Source organism: Aeromicrobium endophyticum, from assembly GCF_003586285.1.
Classification (GTDB): Bacteria; Actinomycetota; Actinomycetes; order Propionibacteriales; family Nocardioidaceae; genus Aeromicrobium; species Aeromicrobium endophyticum.
The window spans coordinates 576624-597063 of sequence record NZ_QUBR01000002.1 but is presented as its reverse complement, the minus strand read 5'-3'; the positions used below and the strand labels follow the sequence as shown (position 1 = coordinate 597063).

17 protein-coding genes are annotated in these 20440 nt (G+C 67.2%); 11 read left to right on the top strand and 6 right to left on the bottom strand.

What is annotated here, in order from left to right; translation table 11 throughout:
* Positions 1–15: 15 nt before the first annotated feature.
* The gene (locus tag DX116_RS13520) at positions 16–1551 is read right to left on the bottom strand and encodes an acyl-CoA carboxylase subunit beta (RefSeq protein WP_199716077.1); all 1536 of its coding nucleotides are present in this window, start codon (positions 1549–1551) and stop codon (positions 16–18) included.
* A gap of 92 nt (positions 1552–1643) precedes the next feature.
* Between DX116_RS13520 and DX116_RS13515 the strand changes: the two genes are divergently transcribed.
* From DX116_RS13515 to DX116_RS13495, 5 genes are all read left to right on the top strand, one after another.
* Complete coding sequence (locus tag DX116_RS13515) at positions 1644–2063, top strand: Fur family transcriptional regulator (protein ID WP_119704775.1); 420 nt, start codon at positions 1644–1646, stop codon at positions 2061–2063.
* 53 nt (positions 2064–2116) lie between these two features.
* Complete coding sequence (gene katG / locus DX116_RS13510; RefSeq protein ID WP_119704774.1) at positions 2117–4369, top strand: catalase/peroxidase HPI; 2253 nt, start codon at positions 2117–2119, stop codon at positions 4367–4369.
* Positions 4370–5017: 648 nt separating this feature from the next.
* Positions 5018–5539, top strand: a complete 522-nt coding sequence (locus tag DX116_RS19770) for a hypothetical protein (protein WP_147393669.1) — start codon at positions 5018–5020, stop codon at positions 5537–5539.
* Positions 5540–5611: 72 nt separating this feature from the next.
* Positions 5612–7564: a hypothetical protein gene (locus DX116_RS13500; protein ID WP_147393668.1), complete on the top strand. Its 1953-nt coding sequence runs from the start codon at positions 5612–5614 to the stop codon at positions 7562–7564.
* Positions 7565–7682: 118 nt separating this feature from the next.
* Positions 7683–7883 carry a hypothetical protein gene (locus tag DX116_RS13495; RefSeq protein ID WP_119704771.1) on the top strand — a complete coding sequence of 67 codons (201 nt, stop codon included), beginning with the start codon at positions 7683–7685 and terminating at the stop codon, positions 7881–7883.
* Between the two features lie 1884 nt (positions 7884–9767).
* Here the strand turns inward: DX116_RS13495 and DX116_RS13490 are convergent.
* Positions 9768–11042: a hypothetical protein gene (locus DX116_RS13490; protein ID WP_147393667.1), complete on the bottom strand. Its 1275-nt coding sequence runs from the start codon at positions 11040–11042 to the stop codon at positions 9768–9770.
* 221 nt (positions 11043–11263) lie between these two features.
* Here DX116_RS13490 and DX116_RS13485 point away from each other — a divergent pair, with 221 nt between their 5' ends.
* The 4 genes from DX116_RS13485 (at position 11264) to DX116_RS13470 (ending at position 15543) form a co-directional block, all read left to right on the top strand.
* Positions 11264–12988, top strand: a complete 1725-nt coding sequence (locus tag DX116_RS13485) for a DEAD/DEAH box helicase (protein WP_119704769.1) — start codon at positions 11264–11266, stop codon at positions 12986–12988.
* Between the two features lie 36 nt (positions 12989–13024).
* Positions 13025–13390 (top strand): hypothetical protein, encoded by a 366-nt coding sequence (locus tag DX116_RS13480; protein WP_119704768.1) that lies wholly within the window; start codon positions 13025–13027, stop codon positions 13388–13390.
* A gap of 92 nt (positions 13391–13482) precedes the next feature.
* Positions 13483–14265, top strand: coding sequence for an oxidoreductase (locus DX116_RS13475; protein WP_119704767.1), 783 nt, complete (start codon positions 13483–13485; stop codon positions 14263–14265).
* 144 nt (positions 14266–14409) lie between these two features.
* Positions 14410–15543 (top strand): HNH endonuclease signature motif containing protein, encoded by a 1134-nt coding sequence (locus DX116_RS13470; RefSeq protein ID WP_119704766.1) that lies wholly within the window; start codon positions 14410–14412, stop codon positions 15541–15543.
* Positions 15544–15621: 78 nt separating this feature from the next.
* Here the strand turns inward: DX116_RS13470 and DX116_RS13465 are convergent, their stop codons facing one another.
* Positions 15622–16371: an SDR family NAD(P)-dependent oxidoreductase gene (locus tag DX116_RS13465; protein ID WP_119704765.1), complete on the bottom strand. Its 750-nt coding sequence runs from the start codon at positions 16369–16371 to the stop codon at positions 15622–15624.
* A gap of 95 nt (positions 16372–16466) precedes the next feature.
* Here DX116_RS13465 and DX116_RS13460 point away from each other — a divergent pair, with 95 nt between their 5' ends.
* On the top strand, positions 16467–17051 hold the full coding sequence (locus DX116_RS13460; RefSeq protein ID WP_119704764.1) for a TetR/AcrR family transcriptional regulator: 585 nt from the start codon (positions 16467–16469) through the stop codon (positions 17049–17051).
* Positions 17052–17073: 22 nt separating this feature from the next.
* Here the strand turns inward: DX116_RS13460 and DX116_RS13455 are convergent, their stop codons facing one another.
* Both DX116_RS13455 and DX116_RS13450 read right to left on the bottom strand, forming a co-directional pair.
* Complete coding sequence (locus DX116_RS13455) at positions 17074–18009, bottom strand: hypothetical protein (RefSeq protein WP_119704763.1); 936 nt, start codon at positions 18007–18009, stop codon at positions 17074–17076.
* A 58-nt stretch (positions 18010–18067) separates the two neighbouring features.
* Positions 18068–18706 carry a dihydrofolate reductase family protein gene (locus DX116_RS13450; protein ID WP_119704762.1) on the bottom strand — a complete coding sequence of 213 codons (639 nt, stop codon included), beginning with the start codon at positions 18704–18706 and terminating at the stop codon, positions 18068–18070.
* An 88-nt stretch (positions 18707–18794) separates the two neighbouring features.
* Here DX116_RS13450 and DX116_RS13445 point away from each other — a divergent pair, with 88 nt between their 5' ends.
* Entirely contained in the window at positions 18795–19235 is a 441-nt protein-coding gene (locus tag DX116_RS13445; RefSeq protein ID WP_119704761.1) for a VOC family protein, read from the top strand.
* Here DX116_RS13445 and DX116_RS13440 read toward each other — a convergent pair.
* On the bottom strand, positions 19204–20424 hold the full coding sequence (locus DX116_RS13440; protein WP_119704760.1) for an MFS transporter: 1221 nt from the start codon (positions 20422–20424) through the stop codon (positions 19204–19206). The two genes, DX116_RS13445 and DX116_RS13440, sit on opposite strands and share 32 nt — an antisense overlap.
* Positions 20425–20440: the final 16 nt, after the last annotated feature.

The following is a 20440-nucleotide window of genomic DNA, read 5'->3' as shown; positions in this document are numbered from 1 at the left end:
TCGAGGCGAGCCGGATCACCAGGTGTCGATGCGGGCGCCGCTGCCGGTGAGGCGTCCGTCGCGTGCTGCGGCGGAGATCAGCTGTGCGACCAGGCCGCGCGTCTCGGCCGGATCGATCACGTCGTCGATCTCGAAGTGTCGAGCGACGTTGAGCGCCGAGGCGTTGGCCTGGGCGTGGGCGGTCAGCTCGCGCACCTGCTGCTCACGCTCCTCGAGGTCGTCGATGGCCTCGAGCTCCTTGCGCATCGCGAGGCGGACGGCGCCCTCCAGGCCCATCGCCCCGAGATGTGCCCCGGGCCAGCCGACCGTCATGAGCGGCTCGTGGGTACTGCCGCCCAGCATCGCCTGGGCGCCGAGCCCGTAGGCGCGTCGCAGCACCACGCCGATGAGCGGGACGCTCAGCTGGGCGCCGGCCACCAGCAGCCGGGACGTGTGCCGCACCAGCCCGGTCTGCTCGGCGTCCGGGCCGACCATCATGCCGGGGGTGTCGACCAGCGAGACGACGGGGAAGCCGTGGGCGTCGCACAGCTGCAGGAACCGGGCGGCCTTGTCGCCGGCGTCGGCGGTGATGGCGCCGGCGGTGTGTCGCGTGTCGTTGGCGACGATGCCGACCGTGCGGCCCTCGACGCGTCCGAGGGCGGTGACGAGCTCGGGAGCGAACGAGGGGCGCAGCACCGTGACGCTGTCGTCGTCGCAGATGGTCTTGACGATCGGGACGACGTCGTACGAGCGCCGCTCGCCCTCGGGCACGGCCTCGCGCAGCCACGACTGGTCGGGTGCCGTCCAGTCGTCCGTCGGCCCGGTGAAGTAGCCGAGCAGGCGGCGGGCCTCGTCGATGACGTCGTCGGCGTCCACCACGACGTCGATGACCCCGTTGGCGGTCATGACGTCGACCGGTCCCACGTCGGCGGCATCGACGTCGCCCAGGCCGCCGCCGGCGATCATGGCGGGACCGCCCATGCCGAGGGACGCCCGCGGGGTGGCGACGATCAGGTCGGCGCAGCCCGCGATGACGGCGTTGCCGGCGAAGCAGCTGCCGTCGACGACGGCGATGCGCGGCACGCGGCCCGACAGCCGCGCCCACGCGGCGAAGGTCGTGACGTCGAGGGCCGACACGAGCGGGATGTCGGTGTCGCCGGGACGTCCGCCGCCGCCTGAGGCGAAGAACACCGTGGGCAGCGCGAGCTGGGTGACGACGTCGAGCAGGCGGTCGGTCTTGCGGTGGCCGCGCATGCCCTGGGTGCCGGCCATGACGAGGTAGTCGTACGACATGACGGCGCAGGCGTGCCCGTCGACGGTGGCGATGCCGCCCACGATGCCGTCGGCCACGGTGCGGTCGAGCAGGTCGTCGTCGGTGCGGCGCCCGGCCTGGGCGGCGGTGACGAAGCGTCCGTACTCGACGAAGCTGCCGTCATCGACGAGGTCGGCGACGTTCTCGCGGGCGGTGCGGCCGCCGCGGGCGTGCAGGCGCTCGACGGCGTCGGGACGGGCTGCGTCCTCGGTCAGTGCGCGTCGGGCCAGCAGGTCGAGCAGCTCGGGTCGGATCGTCACGAACGCACGCTAACAGCCACGCGGCGGTGACGATCGGGAGAACAGCGCGTGTCTTTCCTTGACTCATTCAAGTTTGTCCGTAGGGTGGAGACATGCCCACCGCCGTCGAGATCGAGCAGCTCGTCCGAGCAGCCGACCTGCGCGTCACGCGTCCGCGCGTCGCGGTGCTGACGGCGGTGCACGAGCACCCGCACGCCGACACCGAGACCATCATCGGCGAGGTGCGCACGCAGGTGGGCGACGTCTCGCACCAGGCCGTCTACGACGTGCTCAAGGTGCTGACGGGTGCCGGTCTCGTCCGCCGCATCCAGCCGTCCGGCTCGCTGTCGCGCTACGAGGCGCGGGTCGGCGACAACCACCACCACGTGGTGTGCCGGTCGTGCGGCTCGATCGCCGACGTCGACTGCGCGCACGGCAGCGCGCCGTGCCTGGTGGCGTCCGACAACCACGGCTACGCGATCGACGAGGCCGAGGTCATCTACTGGGGCACCTGCCCCGCCTGCACTCCCTGATCCCTGCACGACGCTGATCTTTCTACGACCACGCCCCACCCGGAAGGAACCACATGACCGAGAACACCCACCACAACGCCGTCGTCGGCGACATGGACGACGAGAGCAACGAGGGCGTCGGCAAGTGCCCGGTCATGGGTGGCGAGCGTCCGCACCCGACCGCCGGTTCGGCCAACCAGGAGTGGTGGCCCAACCAGCTCAACCTCGGCATCCTGCGCAAGCACCCCGTCGTCGCCAACCCGATGGGTGACGACTTCGACTACGCCGCAGCGTTCAACGAGCTCGACCTCGACGCCGTCAAGGCCGACCTGGCCGCGCTGATGACCGACTCGCAGGACTGGTGGCCGGCCGACTTCGGTCACTACGGCCCGTTCTTCATCCGCATGGCGTGGCACAGCGCCGGCACCTACCGCACCAGCGACGGTCGCGGCGGCGCCGGAGCGGGCATGCAGCGCTTCGCGCCCCTGAACAGCTGGCCCGACAACGGCAACCTCGACAAGGCCCGCCGTCTGCTGTGGCCCATCAAGAAGAAGTACGGCGCCTCGATCTCGTGGGCCGACCTGATGATCCTCACCGGCAACGTCGCGCTCGAGACCATGGGCTTCGAGACGTTCGGCTTCGCCGGTGGCCGCGCCGACGTGTGGGAGCCCGACGAGGACGTCTACTGGGGCCCCGAGAGCGAGTGGCTCGGCGGCGAGCAGGGCGGCAAGCTGCGCTACAAGGGTGACCGCGAGCTCGAGGACCCGCTCGCAGCCGTCCAGATGGGCCTGATCTACGTCAACCCCGAGGGCCCGGAGGGCAACCCCGACCCGCTCGGCTCGGCGCGCGACATCCGCGAGACCTTCGGCCGCATGGCCATGAACGACGAGGAGACCGTGGCGCTGATCGCCGGCGGCCACACCTTCGGCAAGACGCATGGTGCGGGCGACCCCGACCAGTTCGTCGGCCCCGAGCCCGAGGGCGCCTCGATCGAGGAGCAGGGCCTCGGCTGGAAGCAGACGCTCGGCGACGGCAAGGGCGACAACGTCATCACCAGCGGCCTCGAGGTCACCTGGACGTACCACCCGTCGCGCTGGGACAACGAGTTCTTCCACATCCTGTTCGCGTACGAGTGGGAGCTGTTCCAGAGCCCGGCCGGCGCCAACCAGTGGCGTCCCAAGAACAACGCCGGCGACGACCTGGTGCCCCTGGCCCACGACGACAGCAAGCGTCGTGAGCCTCGCATGCTGACGTCCGACCTGGCACTGCGCTTCGACCCGATCTACGAGCCGATCGCGCGCCGCTTCAAGGACGACCAGGCGGCCTTCGCCGACGCGTTCGCCCGTGCCTGGTTCAAGCTGACGCACCGCGACATGGGCCCGATCCAGCGCTACCTTGGCCCCGAGGTGCCGCAGGAAGAGCTGATCTGGCAGGACCCGCTGCCCGTCGCGCCCGCCGAGGTGATCGATGCCAACGACATCGCGGCGCTCAAGCAGCAGATCCTCGACACGGGCCTGACGGTCTCGCAGCTCGTCTCGACCGCGTGGGCGTCGGCCTCGACGTTCCGCGGCAGCGACAAGCGCGGCGGCGCCAACGGTGCGCGCATCCGTCTCGAGCCGCAGAACGGCTGGGAGGTCAACAACCCCGACCAGCTCGCCACGGTGCTGCGCACGCTCGAGGGCGTCCAGACGGCGTTCAACGCCGAGGGCACCAAGGTGTCGCTGGCCGACGTCATCGTCCTCGGTGGTGTCGCGGGTGTCGAGCAGGCGGCCAAGGCTGCCGGTCACGACGTCACGGTGCCGTTCACGCCGGGTCGCACCGACGCGCTGCAGGAGCAGACGGACGTCGAGTCGTTCTCCGCGCTGGAGCCGTCGGCCGATGGCTTCCGCAACTTCCTCGGCAAGGGTCACCGCCTGCCGGCGGAGTTCCTGCTCGTCGACCGCGCCAACCTGCTGACGCTGAGCGCTCCGGAGATGACCGTCCTCGTCGGCGGCCTGCGGGTGCTGGGCACCAACTGGGACGGGTCGCAGCACGGTGTACTGACCGACGCGCCGGGCACGCTGACGAACGACTTCTTCGCCAACCTGCTCGACATGGGCATCTCGTGGAAGGCGACCTCGGACGCCGAGGACGTCTTCGAGGCCCGTGACGACAGCGGCACCGTCAAGTGGACCGGCACCCGCAACGACCTGGTGTTCGGCTCCAACTCCGAGCTGCGCGCCCTCGCCGAGGTCTACGCCAGCGACGACGCCAAGACCAGGTTCGTCACCGACTTCGTCGCAGCGTTCGACAAGGTCATGAACCTGGACCGCTACGACGTCGCCTGAATCACCACCTAGTTCGCACAGAGCCTCCACCGGCACCCTGCCGGCGGGGGCTCTGTGTGTTGGTGGGGGTATGCGGTGCGCCGAGCGGTGGGTGGTCGCTCGCCGGCGCGCCGCGTATCACAGGTCAACCGCGGGATAATTGCGCGACATTCCGCCCAGAATGACGCGGGTCGCGCCTTGAGCGATAGCGCCGTAGACAGTCCATAGTTCCTGCCAGTGAAGGTCGGCATCAGGAGCTGGACCCGCGAGGCAGCAGTTTCCGTCCGCAAATCAGGTAGACTCTCAGTCACAACTCGAAATTTGTTTTCGCTGTAGTCGTCTGCCACCGCGGGCCCACCTATCGCTGAGAGATCCACTGGTTCGATCAGCACCTATATGCCGAAGCCTCACGTCACGACGTCGGACTCCGCCACCCAAGCTCTCGACCAGCCGCTACACGGACACGAACACCGGTCTCGTCGCAACTGCGACGTCGCGCCGGGATCGTCGAAGGGGCGTCGGACCGCATCCCGAACACCACAGCAACCCGCTGGGGCGTATGCGGCAATTACACCGGGAGCAAGACCGATGGACCCCTCCGATCCTCAGGCGTGCACGCGCCGGCGGCCTTCAGCGCCGTACCGCGTACCGCCCGACCAGGGCTGAACCGTGAGTGCCGCAAGCAGGCACCTCGGCGCCGAGCACAACGATGACCCGTCGGCAAACCCCGACGAGGTCGAGCCAGACTTTGCCGTCACCCCGGAACCGACTCCGACGCAATCAGTCGCGCCCGGAACCTTGCAGGTAGACCCATCGCCTGCGCTCCCGGCAATCGCCGAGCCGCCCCCTGGCCCGGTGTCGAACTACATCCTTCGGATCGTGCCGGTAATCCGATCGGCTCACGTGGTCATCCGCGCGCTCGGAGACGTCGGCGAGGACCAGCCTTGGGCTGCCATCGCAGCCAAAACCTCGCTTCGATTCCTCGGTTTTTGGCTGTTCGGCACCTCGGTGATCCACCAGGCCCAGGACCCGTCGGCGCCGACCCCGACCGACCGCATTCTCGGCGTAGCCGGCCAGTGGCACACCTGGGTGCTGGCGCTCCTCGTCGCCGAGGCAGCCTGGGCCTGCTTCAAGCGCGTCCGGAATTGGCGGCGACGGCGCAACGCCGAAGGCCAGGTCGGCTTGGACTGAATGCCGCGATTCCCTGCCCCAGCCGAACCTCTCGCGCAACACCGACTCTCAACACGGAAGTGAGGACGTCACGTGACCCACGCCCCTGACCTCGACATCCCCAGCCCCCTGCCGCCGATGCCCGAGCTCCCGAAGGCGCCAGCGGTCCAGAGGCTCATCACCACACTGACCGGACGAGGCATCCACCTCCACACGGCTCGGGCCATCGGGTACGCCGTGTGCGACCCCTCTGCAGTACGACGCCAGCTCGAGGAACCGGCCGAGATCCGCGTCAACGGTGGAGCACTTCTTGCCGTCCACGCACAAGTCTGGGTGCCCGGCGTCCTCATGTGGCCCGAGAACCCCCGCCTTCTGCCCGGACTCACCTACGCCGTTGAGAGCCGCGCCAAACGCCGCCACCCCCTGCCTCCGACACATCCCGGTTCAGATCCGGCTTCCCCTGAACTAGTCATGGACATGGTGCCCACCGCAGAACTCGTGGGCTACCTCGACAACCAGATGTCGTACCTGCGCAACACCAACGACCTGAGCACCAGCGTCGGGAACCACGGCATTCTCTCCGAACTCCTGCTCGTGCCGCTGGTCTTCAACAGCGGGTACGCGGATCCCGACGACGTCGACCTGCTCAAGGATCTTGAGATCGCTCACGATGACGGGAGCCGGACGGTCCTCACCTCGGTCGACGGAAACTCGCGCCTGGCCGGCGCATACCGGCACCTCCGGCTCGACCCCTCCGACGTCCTGACCAAGCTGGTCAACAGCCCCCGTACGCTGCGCCAGCGCATCGGGACCTACCTTGCCTTCGCGGACAACCCGGAGATGACCCTCGAGGAAGCAGCGGCGCTCCGGAGCCTCACTGCCCCCGCCGCGATTGTCGTCGGGTTCCGCGCAGACACCCCGCACATCAATCTTGTAGAGGCGGTTCAGTCGCGCCTGGGTGCGATCCATGTGTCTCCCGCAAGTCCCTGGAGCACCTCGAGCCAGCTCGACATGCTTCTGAACGCGACCCTCGATGCACGTCAGTCCGACTTCGAGTCGTGGTCCAACGTCAACGAGGGCGCTTTCACCGCCGGGCAGTACCGCGACTGGCTCGCCGGAAACCTCGACGCGGACCAGGCAACCGAAGCCGGCCTGGACCCACATCCAGACGTACGAGCTGCGTCGCTGCGATGGTGGCTGCGCGATCATGACCTCCAAGTCGCCAAAGCCATCCGCCGCCTCGACGTCGTCAGGTCGATGGACGCGTCAGTCCGAACGAACATCGCTGCGGAAGGCGCTCTGCGCTCATTCCGCTCTGAACTTCGCACCGACTCAGAGGCCGACAACGTCCGTCGTGTACTCGTCGCCCTCTGGCAGATAGACGACCTCAAGGGGGATTGGGAAGTCGACGACGACGAAGGGCTTGGGTCCTTGAAGAAGCTCATGACCGACGCCACAGGAGAGGTCGCACTCCTCGGCCGTCCCGGGGACCGAGGGCGGCTCCTCATGGTCGTCGCGTTCTACTGGATGGCCCGAGCGCGCCTCGTGCCCCTGCAAACTCGCGGTGGCATGAAGGACCGTCGCAAGGTGGGCGACGTCGTCACACTGATGTGTCGCACCGAACACGGGATGCGTCAGTTGGCGCGCATCGTTCACGACTCCCGCGCCGAACGCACACCCGTCCGGGTGAACCCCAAGGGACAGCCCATCCTCGGCCCGGACGGGCGCGAACTCCTCTTCACCGACGAATGGATGCGCGACACCTGGTCGAGCGGGTATTCCAAGAGCCCGGTCGTTCCGCTTTCAGCCGAGAAAGACCTCGAGAACCGCGAGGCGGTTCTCGTAGGGGCCATCGAGAAGGTCGTCCACGAGCTCGCCAGCCTGCGCGAACCTCAGGCCGGTGACGGAACCCCACTCGTCGACACCTCAGGAATCCAAGTTGCTAACGCCGATAGGGCGCTGGCACAGCTCAAAGAGATCGCAGAGACAGTGACCGAGTACAGGTTTCTAGCAAGGCGTGCCAACCCGGCAGCAGATGCCGAGTAGGCGCGATATTCAGCACACCGGAGCTGCAACCAACCTTCAATGGGTCCAGGTTGTTGCAGGTCTGACAATCCAAACCTGTCACGCGAGAAGCGTCGGACCCTTCGGGCACGATCTAGGCATGGATACCTACGACTCACTGGAACTGGCACGGGAGTTCAAGCCCCTGCGCAAAATCCTTGGCTTCGTGCTCGTCGTGGCCGCGATTTTCTTCAACGATGAGCTCGTCTCCTTCATCATCGCGATAAGCCAGGAGCACACCGCAAACATCCTCGAACCGTTCCTCGAGACACTCACGCCTGCTCCGGCGCCCGCCGGCTGACTCGGCCGCACCTCTATCCCGACCCTTCGGGAGGAGACGGATGACTGACGACTCACCTGGGTATGTGGTGATTCGCGAAGACATCGACAACAAGCTTTCGTTCGAAGCGGGTGGCCCGGTCACCACGTAATCGCGAGCTGGTGTCGGGTTAATGGTTGACCTGTCCCGGATTTCCCGGACGGGTCAGTGGGTCAGTCCACCGCAACTGCTCTGCACAATCAGGTCGAGCAATCCGATCGTTTGGTTGCTCGATCGACGTTGAATTTCCGACAGTCTGAGCCTCTGCGCAGCAGTCGGTCGTCACGGCTCATCCAATCTTCAATAGAACAGTCGACACGACCAACCGGACTGCAGGTCTATAGATGCATCTCAGAACTGACCTACCGTTGGGTGACGCTAGGAGCGTGGCATCAATCGAGTTGATTCGTTCGATATGGGAAATGGCAGCCCAAATTGACAACGCCCCCTCCAAACACCATGCCCTAGCCGCCCTAGTCGCGCTGCTACCGCAGTCCGAGCGCGCGTAACCCGCAGTGGTATGAGTCTTCCTCGCCCACTTGCATGGCCATCGGACTCCGGCAAATAGGCCATTCCGCCGCTTTCTAGGATTAGGGACTTTTTCACCCGCATGTGCCGAAGATGCGAGATTCAGTTCTGGTTAGCAGCGGCCATTAGTGCCGGGTGGCACTGAGCGTCGTCGCACGAGCCGCGAACTTAGAGCTGTAGACCCGGACGAGCCCGCGCGAGCACCCGGCATGCGCCTCCCACCCTGAGGGCTGGAGGGGGCGGCGAGACGCTTGCGAGATAGCGACAATGTTGACAGGAAGGTCGCCGAGAACGTTCCGAAGACGAGAGCGGCGGCCGCGGAAACTGTGGCGAGGTGCTGCGCCTGCGCCTGATCTAGGACGGTTCGTCTTGCCTGGAATCCGGTCTGCCCACTCCAGTGAGGGCTCGGTGCCACCTTCAACTCTGGTTGCGCTATTTCGGTCAACGCATTCAGGTTGCTGGAGGACGCCTCTACGGAGGTGAAAAGACCGGGCGGAATGATCGCTCCTTCAATGCTCAGCTCAGGGATCTCAAACTCGCCGCTATCGCCGAGAGGTCGGTCCGGCATCGCGCCCATCAGCGGCATCGTCTCGGCAATCCGGGGAGCCGTGAAAGGCCAGTACCTTCGAGTCGAAACGATCGGGGCAGAGATATTGCCCTCGATTCTGGTTGCTCTCCCAACGAAGCCGGTGTCGTCGGATTGCACGGTCGAGATACAGGGGTCCAGCTTCGAAATGTCAATGGCTAGCGACTGGATGTCCCCGAGGGGAACTGTCCCATCGAAGGACGCGCCAGACAGCTGGGCCTCACTCGTGAACTGCAGACGACCGTCGGAGAGGTCCCCCAGACCGAAGGAGGCGTCTGTCAAGCGGGCGTCGCCGCCGAAAATCAGGTGACCGCTGATGGCCCCTTCTCCGCACGCCGCAAGGTCTACGCGTATTCGCGGTCGAGGACCGTAGGACAGCGGGCCAAGGGCGAGCCAAATCTGCTGCCCAGATCCGAGAGTGGCCGTGTCTTGGAGAAACACGACAAATCCATTGAACTGTTCATCGCGCGGAACCGATGACGAAGCCAAACTAGAAGAGACAAACGCTCCGGCCGCTAGCGCGGAGACTACGCCCGTGACGATCAACGGGAACCGCGCAGCCCACTTTGAAAGTCTGGTGCCCGAGCTATTCACGAAGGTCACGATACCGATCGTCTGCGCCCGTCGTGCCAACCTCGGGACGTCGTCGATGGCTGGACGACCGCGTCATTCCCCGCCTACTAAGTGAAGCGTCATTCTCGCGTTCAACAGATGTGCAGCGAGACCCTCACCGGTTATACCTCGAAACGAAGCTATCGCTCAAGGCGTCGGTTGGTCTCATACAGGTAGAACAGCTCGTTGCTCTCTACGTCGCCAGTTGCAGCGCGGCGAGTACGAACAGCGCTGAGAGCGACTGAGGCCGCTTGAGGTACGGCAGATGCCCCGGTCGCCACCAAGCCGGTTGCTAGCGCATCAAGGCTCGTCGAGTTCGCGAAAGCAAAGTAGGTCCCGGACGTCCAGAAGCCGAAGTTGCGGACGTCCTTCACATTCAGCGAGCGAGCCAGTTCTCTCACAAGTCCGTGATCGGCCATCTCGTCTTTTAAGTCCATCAGCATCGGCTTCACGCTCTCATCCCAACGCTGCTGCACTTCGAATGCCAGACCCTCGCCAACCATTGGCTCAATGTTCTTTGAGAAGCGGATCACAGCGCCCCGATATCTCGCCAGCGGCAATGCAAGCTCTGCGCGCAAATCAATCAATTCGTCCATCTTCGCCATGGGAAAGGCGGGGAGACGCTCTGCAAATCCCGCCCCCAGAGCGGCTTGAGCGGCTAGCCGCATCCCCTGCGGGCTTGCAGGGATCTTCCCCTCGTCGTACATCGACTGGATCAGATTCCCGGCGTCCCGATCGAACAGAAGACGCGTTCGCCGGTCCGTAAGTCTCGATATGAGCGCGTCAATCCAGTTCCAGATCTGCTGGTCGGTCTCGGTGGCACGAACGTCCGCAGGCCGGAGCGTCGTGGACGGAGTGATACCCAAGTCGGCGACCTTGACCACTTTGGCGCGCAAGGCGACGACGAGTTCAGTGGCTCCGAACTGCTCAAACAATGCTTCGATGTCGGCTTGGGTGCTACTGCCTATCTCCTCGGCCGCCTCCCGAAGTTCGCGCAGCACCTGAGCGCTCCCCGGATCGGTACGCTCAAGAGCGTTCGGATCCAGGGCAAGGGCCCGGCCGAGCATCTCTCTCCAATTGACCGGCAGCTCAGCGTTCCCGCCCTGACTTGCGATATGCGCGAGTGTTTCATCGTCCATCGCGGCCAAAAGGTCGAAACCGCCATGATCGCCCGAGTTCATGGCCTGCTGCAGTTCATCGAACATCGACACGCCGAGGCTGACAATTTCAACTTCGTCCGCGTAGAGAAGTGCGGCTTTGACGAGCGCGACGTCCTGATGCATCTCCGGTTGGCCGTCCGAACCGGACTTCGGTGTTGTCGCAATCGCGACCTTGATCGGCTCCTCGCTGACGGTCGGCCTACTCCGGCCACGCTCGCGGTTCGGTCCTGAGCCTTTCCGACGAGAGCCTGTCATGCAGGAAGTATCTACGAAGACACTGACACTCGGTGGCAATGACTTTCCCGAACCTTCGAAACCTGTGCACGCAAGCGTCATTCCACCGCCAATGAAGCAGCAGATGCCGCGCGGTGAGGCGGAGGCACGATCGACGCCAGCGCTCGCTGCAAGTGCGTGACCTAGGTCTGCCATCGGCACGTCAGCTCTACTCGGGCCCGCGAGCCGTGTAGCGTCCGGAAGTGGCCAGTCCCCGCCGATCCAAGGCTCGCCGGCGCAGTGCGTCGCCGCGCCGTGGCGGGGCGAGCCAGCAGCTGCCGGTCGCCGGGCCGGGGGAGCGGATCTGGGTGGTCGACGTCCCGTACGGGACGCAGGTCGACGGCGCCGCCTGGCACACGGCGGTGAAGACCCACTTGTTCGTCGGGCGTGATCTTCCCGAGCACCTCGCTCCGTATGCCCCGGGGGCGCACACGCTCGGTCGGTTCATCGAGAACTCCCTGAACCCCGATGATCCGACACCTAACCCCGAGCCGACGGGCGCTCTCGAACCGCGCAAGATCCAGTTCGAAGCAGCCGACGCGATCGCCGAGCGCGCCGCGGCGGGTGGACGGCAGTTTCTCCTGGCCGACGAGCCTGGGGTGGGGAAGACGATCTCGGCCGTCCTCGGCGCGACGGCGGTCGGCGACCTGCGCGGCGCGCAGCGGGTGCTCGTCGTGGCCGACCGTCCCGCTGCCATCACCATCGGCCACTGGTGCCGCACGATCACGGCACTTGGCGACGGTGGTCTGGAATGGGTCGTCATCACCTGGGACAGGCTCGACAAGGTCAAGGACCACACCTGGGACGTCATCATCGCCGACGAGGCTCATGCCCTGCGACGGACGACGACGAAGCGCTGGAAGGCTTGGACGAAGATCTCGGGCCACAGCCGTCCGCACGACAAGGCACCGTTCGTCATCGCGACGACGGCGACGCCCGGGCACACACCGCTTGAGCTGCCCTACCTCGCTCCCGCCTACGCGCAGGTGCTCGGCGAACCCATGCGGGAGTGGACCGCCGCGACGCAGGCCGGCACGACGTTCGCCGCTGCGCTCGAGCGCCACGGCGTGGGGGTGGAACACGGACGCTACGGCGCCACCTGGACCACCGATCCCACCCGCCGCGCTGCCGACCTCAAGCTGGTGCGCGGCTGGCTCGCCGACGAGCGACCCCCGGCGATGTTGCACCGCGCAGCGCCGTGGGGCCCGGTGCCGATCTCCGGCATGCCCGTGACGCTCACGCCGGCCGAGCGAGCCGCCTACGGGGCCGAGTGGGGCGAGTTCTGCCGCGAGATGGACCTCGCTCGACGGGGTCGCAGCATCGCGAAGGGACGGGCTGCGCTGCTGCGCTTCCGACAGAAGGCCGGCTTGATCCGGGTCGACTCGACGGTCGCCTGGATCGCCCAGCAGGTCGAGGCCGAGCGTCAGGTGGCGTGCTCGGTCGAGTTCGTCACGACTGCTGCCGACCCCATCGCCGACCGGCTGCGCGACGCAGGCATCGAGGTGGCGTCGATCTACGGTGGCGACCGGTTCGACGCCGAGGCCGAGCGACTCCGGTTCCAGAAGGGCGAGGCCAAGGTCTGCGTCTTCACCACGGTCGCCTCGATCAGCCTGCACGCCGGCGAGACCCTCGCGGACGGACGCCGGGCGAGCACCGAGCCGCGCGTCGGCATCTTCCACCAGGCCCGCTTCTCCGGCATCGCCGCGCGACAGGTCACCGGACGCACCCACCGCGACCACCAGGTCTCGCCCTGGCACATTGCCTACGCCGAGGGGACGGTCGAGGAGCAGGTCGGCAAGGTGATGGTCGAGCGCATCGCCGCCGCTTCCGACTCGGTGGGGAGCGACACCACCGGCCTCACCGACCTCGCCCATCTGCTCGGCGCCGACTGGCTGCCGCCCACGGCCATGACGACGGACGACTCCTGACCAGGGTCCGACCTGCACTGACTATGGTTGCGAGCGATGATCACTCGCCGCGACGCCGCACAACGCCTGGACATCCCTCTGGAGATGGCCGCCCGGCACGGCCTCCCGGCGCACCTCACCGAGGCCCAGCTGAGCGAGATCACGGACAACCCGCCGCCGTGGCTGGTGCAGTCGCGCGCCAACCGGACCGGCAAGAAGCCGGTCTGGGTCGACCTGGTGTGCGATGTCTGCGGGTTCGCCGAGAAGGCGCGGCCGAAGAAGTGGTGGCCGACGTTCACCTACATCAGCTGCGACACCCACGACTCGTCCGATCTGCCGCAACCGCGTCCCAGTGACGTGCGCGCCGAGATCCCAGGCATCGGCAGCCGTTTCGTCGGCTGGGTCGACACCCCGCTGGACTGAGCGTTCGTTCGGCTTGACCCTCCCTCCGGGGGAGGCCTCAGCGTGAGGTGTGAGCGCGCCGTCGGGCGCGACACATCGTCGAGAGGCACCTCATGTCGTACCCAGTAGCACTGTCCCTGGCCGGTCGTCGAGCACTTGTCGTCGGAGGCACCCGCGGTCTCGGTGACGCCGTCGTCCGGCGTCTTGACGACGCGGGTGCACGGGTCATCGCGGTCGGCCGCACCGAACCTGGGACGACCGTCGCCGCACGCGTCGTCATCGCCGACAGCACGCAGCCCGAGGCGGCGGACGTCATCGCCGCGGCTGTCGAGGAGCAGGGTGGCATCGACATCCTCGTCCACGTGGCCGGCGGGTCGAGCTCGCCCGGCGGGGGACATGCCTCGCTCTCGGACGCGGACTGGGATGTCGAGCTGTCGCTCAACCTGCTGTCGGCGGTGCGCGTCGATCGGGCACTGACGCCGTCCATGCTGCGGCAGGGGCGTGGTGCGATCGTGCACGTCGGATCCATCCAGGCGCGCATGCCTCTGCACGACGGGACCCTCGGCTACGCCGCGGCGAAAGCCGCACTGCGCGCGTACAGCAAGGGGCTCGCCAACGAGCTCGCCCCGCAGGGGATCCGGGTCAACACGGTCTCGCCGGGCGGCATCGACAGCCCGAGCGCCAGGGCGCTCGCCCAGCGCATCGCCACTGCCCGCGGCATCAGCGAGGAGGCCGGGATGCAGACGCTCATGGACTCGCTCGGTGGCATCCCCGACGGGCGGTTCGCGCCGCCGTCCGAGATCGCGGACGTCATCGGGTTCCTCGTCTCGGACGCCGCTGGGTCGGTGGTGGGCGCCGACATCGTCGTTGACGGCGGGACGATCAAGACGATCTGAGATCGCCGAGCGTGACACCTTCGCGTGCAGCGATCCAGGGATCTGGAGCTCTGAACCACGACGATCCGCACACGGAGAGAGCACTGTCCACAGCCTCCGTTTGCAGTGAAAAGGGGTGTCGGTGGTGGCCTCTAGGTTGGATGTATGGCCACCTCGACAACCGATCCGATCGATGTCTTGACCGACGTCGCTCGGGCTCGTGCGCGGGGTGAGTTTCGTGAGCTGGCCGCGATGCTGGAGTTCCGCGACCTGGAGCTGGAGCGGATCGAGGCCGAGGTCGAGTCTGCGATCAAGCGGTTCAATGAACGTGGCGCGATTGCTTTGGAGATCGGTGAGGCGATGGGTTTCAGCGAGGGTCAGGTGCAGTATCGGTTGTCGTTCGCCGACACCGTCCGCGATCAGTCACCGACCACCTGGGGTGCGTTCAGCGAGGGTCGGGTCGATCTGGCGCGGGTGCGCGAGATCGGACACACGATCAGCCAGCTCAAGCGCGCCGAGTCCGTCCACCGGCTCGACCAGCGGGTCGTGACCTATGCCGAGACCCACACCGTGGCCGAGCTGCGGGTCTGGCTGAAGCAGTTCGTGCGGCGGGTCGAGGCTGATCTCGCTGTTGAGCGGGCCGACGATGAGCGGGCCAAGCGGCACGTGTCGTTCCAGCACGGTGACGACTCGATGGGATTCATGGGCGCCTACGCCCCGTCGCACGAGATCGCTGCGGTTGAGGACCGCATCCGCAAAGCCGCGCGCAGGCCTGTCGACGCCGATGATCAGCGCACAGTCGCTCAGCGTGAAGTCGACCTGCTGATGGCGTGGCTCCTTTCGACAAGCTCAAGGGCCGAGAGCGTGATCGACGCGAATATCGCGGTCACGGTCGACGCCGACGTCCTCGGCGGGGCGAACCCGGGGTTCGCCGAATCCGCAGACGGACGCTGGGGCGTCCCGGCCCAGTGGATCGCCGACGTCGCTGGGTCCGGCAGCACGTTCTGGCACCGGATCGTGGTCGATCCGGTCAGCGATGACGTCCTCGCCCACGAATACCTCGGCAGGTTCGCGCCGGACGTCCTCAACATCGCGTTGAGATTCCTCTACGGAACGTGCCAAGGCCCAGGCTGCATGGTGCCGGCCGAACGGTGCGACATCGACCACCGAGTCCCGTTCCCTCACGGACCGACCCGCGGCGACAACCTCGGCCCCTTGTGTCGAAGACACCACACCTACAAAGGCCACGGCATCCTGCACTGGACCACCAGACCCGAGCCGGCCACCCCAGCAGCCTGACCGTACGTCGAGCCGCAGTTCAGCCGTGTCGTCGGCGACCAGATCGCCTGCCTGCAGACCCACGTGCCGGTCTGACCGCTACACCTGCGCGTGCCCGCCGTCGGCCGCCAGCTCGCTGCCGTTGACGAAGCTCGAGTCGGGCGAGGCGAGGAAGAGTGCCGCCGCCGCGATCTCGGACGCCGCGGCGACGCGCCCCGACGGAAGCTCGGAGGCGAACGTGTCGAGCAGTCCCTGCTGCTGGTCCTCCGGCACGAGCCCGACCAGACCGGGCGTGCGGGTCGGGCCGGGAGCCAGGGCGTTGACGCGGATGCCGCGCTCCTTGAGGTCGAGAGCCCAGCTCCGGGCGAAGTTGCGGATCGCTGCCTTCGACGCGGCGTAGATGCTGAAGGCGGCGCCGCCCATCGTCGCCGACGACGAGCTCATCAGCACGACGGATGCCCCATCGGCCAGCAGAGGCAGCGAGCCCTGCACCGTCAGCAGTGTTCCCTTGACGTTGGAGTCGAAGGTGTCGTGGTACTGCTCCTCGGTGATCGCGCCGAGCGGGGCGAACGAACCGCCCCCGGCGTTGGCCACGAGGACGTCGATCCGTCCGGCCTTCTCGCGGACGACGTCGAACAGCGCGGCGACGTCGTCGGCTTTCGACGCGTCGGCGAGCACACCGGTCGCATCGCCGCCGATCGTGGCGACGGCGTCGTCGAGCGCGTGCTGCCGGCGCCCGGTCACGAAGACCCGCGCTCCCTCGGCTGCGTAGCGCTGCGCGATCGCCAGGCCGATGCCGCTCGTGCCTCCGGTGATCACGGCGACCTTTCCTGCCAGAACCTGTGTCATGAGAACTCCCTCATCGTTAACGGAACGTACGGTCCAGAATGGGCCGAGACCCACCATAACGGAACGATCAGTCCGTGACGAGGTAGGGTGGGCACATGGCACGCACCAAGACCTTCGACGAGGCGAGCGCCTCTCGGCTGGCGCGTGAGACGTTCCACGACCACGGCTACGCGGCGACGTCCGTGCAGCAGCTCACGGCAGCCACCGGGCTGAGTCGCAGCAGCCTCTACGACACGTTCGGCGACAAGCACGGCCTGTTCCTGCGGTCGTTCGCCCAGTACTGCGAAGACAATGCCGACGTCATCGAGGACGAGCTGGCTGGCGACCAAGGTGGAGCGCGGGAGCGCCTCCAGCGTCACCTCCGCACGAAGATCGACGGCCCGTCGTCCCAGCGCGGATGCCTGCTGGCCAAAGCCACGGCCGAGCTCGGGGCCACGGACGACGACGTCGCGAAGACGTCCACCGAGTTCTACACGCGGTACGAGCGCGCGCTGGCGGCATGCGTCCGAGACGCCCAGGCCGCAGGCGACGTGCGCGACGACCTCGACGCGATGGCGATCGCCGCCATGCTCTTGTCGCTGCTCCGTGGCATCGAGACGCTCAACCGTGCCGGGTACCCGACTACGTCGCTGGCGTTTGCGGTCGACACGACCATGACGATGCTGGCGCCTGCCACCTGAACGTCGTAATGCACACCGACCTCTAGGTCAGGGACGACGATAGAGCCTGCTTGTAGGCCTCAGCGACGTCGAGGCAGAAGGTCAACAGTGGCCCAGAGGTGGCGGTCGTGAGCCACCCTGCCCGAGTCCGGGCCTGTTTCTCGGTGCCACTGAACTGGAACAACGCATCGGCACCTTCGCGGAACTCGGACGTCGTGAGCGTGGGGATCTCGATCCCGCTGTTGACGCCGGCGTACGAGCTGAACGGCACCAGCACCTGACCGTCGTTGAATACGGCCACGACCGTCCGCACCCCACTGACTGCAGGGCCGGCGGCCTCAAGCACCACGTGGTTGAGGCCGATGCGGCGCTTGTGACCGGCCGCGAGCCAGTTGGTGATCACCGACTCGGCAGCCGATCGAAGGTGCGAGCTCGTGAACTGCCCAAAGAACTCGTCCAGCGTCCCGGGCTTTTCGGCGAGCTTGGCCTGCTCGACCGTCGCCGTAAATTCGTTGGGTTCGACCACTGTCGTGAACAACGGAGCCCAGTTGCTGTCGCCGATGCGGACGGCCTTGGCTTCGACCAGCCATACCGAGACGCCGCGATCACGGTCGAGCTCTGCAAGATCGTTCAAGTACTGGGCGACGGCCTTGAACTCGTCTCGGTGCTCCTCAGCCACCACGACAAGTCCCCGCGCGTGACGAGCCACGGCGTAGGCGAGTCCGCGGGTCAGGTGGTCATGGTCGGCTCGGCCGTATTGGTTCTCGATGACGAACTCCGCGCCGTCATCGCCATGCGCAACGATGTCAATGCGTCGTCGGCCCGCCGTCAGTACTTCGGATTTGCCGACCGCAGCGAGGTCGATCCCCAAAGCATCGCCAAGACTGTCCAGCTGCTCGGCCAGCAGGGGGGTGAAGTCAGACGCTTCGCCTTTCCACGCTTCGGTGAGCCTGCCGAACACCAGCTTCGCCATCGTCATGGAGAAGGTCTACCAGAAGTTGACATGGCGAGCTGTCAGTGACAGACGCTCGAGATACCTACCGCCTGAACGTCACGTGGGTCGTGCCGCTCTCGGCCACCTCGGACGTCACCTGGTGGGTGAGCTCGAGGCCCGCCAGCCCGTCCCACACCCGCACGCCCCGGCCGAGCACGATCGGCGCGACGGCGACGTGCAGGTCGTCGACCAGGCCGGCGCGGACGAAAGCGGTCGCGGTGCTCACGCCTCCGCCGATGCGGACGTCCAGTCCGTTCGCAGCCTCGACGGCCTCGGCCAGGACGTCCTCGATCGCGGCGCTCCGGAAGTGGAAGGTCGTCTCACCCAAGGTCAGCGACGGACGCGGAGCGGCGTGCGTCAGCACGAACACCGGCATGCCGAACGGCGGCTCGTCGCCCCACCACCCCTGCCAGTCCGGATCGTCCGAGAAGTGGAAGCCGAACATGCCCGCGCCGAGGATCTCCGACCCGACGCCCTCGAAGTAGGCGGCGGCGTAGGCGTCCTCGATGCCCGTCGTGCCCGCGCCGGTGGTGTCGCCGAAGACGCGCTCCTGCATCGTGCGGGTGCCGGTGTACGCCGCCATCAGGCGTCCCCAGTCCTCGCCCATCGGGTTCTCGGCGCTCTGCTCGCCGGACGCATAGCCGTCCAGCGAGATGTTGAGGTCGACGCGCACACGGGTCATGTCAGGAGTCCTTCGAGGAGGGGGCGTCGTCATCGTCGGACACGGTGACAGGGCATGTCCATCGGCCAAGCATGGCAGTCTCGGGGCCATGACCCACATCAAGCGTCTCGACCACGTCGGCATCACCGTGGCGGACCTCGACCGCGCGACGTCCTTCTTCGTGCTGCTCGGTCTCGAGGTGGAAGGGACGGGCTCCGTCGAGGGCGAGTTCGTCGAGACGGTGTGTGCGATCCCCGGCGCTCGCTGCCGCATCTCGATGCTGGCGTCGCCCGGTGGGGGAGTGCGACTCGAGCTGTCGAGCTTCGACACACCCGAGCACGTGACGGGATCAGCCTCGGCGATGGCTAACGAGACCGGCATCCGCAACGTCTCGTTCGAGGTCGCCGACCTGCAGGCGGCCGTCGCTGCTGTCGCCACGGACGGCTACGGCCTCGTCGGCGGCATCGGCGAGTACCAGGGCAGCGTGCGCATGGCCTACGTGCGGGGGCCTGAGGGCATCATCGTGTCGTTGTTCGAGCAGCTCGGCTGACGCGCACGGCGCGCTTGGACGCGAGGTGCGCCATCACCGCTGCGACCAGACCCGCTGCGACGGGGATGACGAACGCGAACCGCAGGCTCGTGAGGTTGGACAGCCCACCCACCGCGGGCGAGGTGAACACGAACCCGAGCCGCATGAGCCAGCCGAGCATCGCCACCCCCGTGCCGGCGGGCAGACCAGGCACGCGGTCGGCGGCGGCGAAGGCGGCCGGCACCAGCGTCGCGCTGCCGAAGCCTGCCAGGGCCAGGCCCGCGAGCGCCACGGCCGCGGTCGGGCTGACGGCCGCGGTGGCCATGCCGAGCGCGATCAGCACGCCACCGGCACGCGCGACTCGCTCGCGTCCCCAGAGATCGGTCATCCGGTCGCCGAGCAACCGACCCACGAACTGCGCTCCGATCATCACCGAGATGGCCAGGCCGGCGACCGCGACCGGCGCGCTGGTCTCGTCGCGCATGAACAGCACGGCCCAGTTGTTGGCGATGTCCTCGATGAGGGTGCCGCAGATGGCCAGCAGCACCAGGGGGAGCAGCAGTCGTCGCGCCCTCCGTGGGGCGCTCGGAGCTGGCGCCGCGTCGTCGCCGAGCACCGGCTGTGCAGCCAGGGACGCCGCTGGCGACGCCAGGCGGCTGGCGACCAGGGCGACGACGCTCCACACCGTGCCGTTGACGACCATCTGCACGCCGATGCCGACGTCCGCCGCGGCAGCCAGAGCGCCGATCAGGCCGCCGGTGGCCGCGCCGAGGCTCCACAGGGCGTGCAGCGAGTTGATGATCGACCGTCCGTACGAGCGCTCCACCGCGATGCCGGCGACGTTCTGTGCCGCGTCGACGATCGCGTCGGTCAGCCCGGCGACGAACAGCGCCGCCGCGAACAGCCACACGCTGGGGCTCGCTCCCGCCAGCGCCATCGTGGCGGCGAGGACGATCGACCCCACCCAGGTGACTCGGGTCGCGCCGACGCGCCTGATCAACGGCGCGGCGGCACCTGCGGCACAGATGGCGCCCGCGGCGAACCCGACGACGGTGAGCCCGAACTGCGCATCGTTGAGGTCGAAGTGCTCCTTCAGCTCGGGATACCTGGGCAGCAGCGCGCTGAAGAGGACGCCATTGGTGAAGAACATCAGCGAGGCGCCGAGCCGTCCGCGACGAGCGGCGGACTGAGGTGTGGTGGAGGTCGTCACCGGACGACCGTAGGTG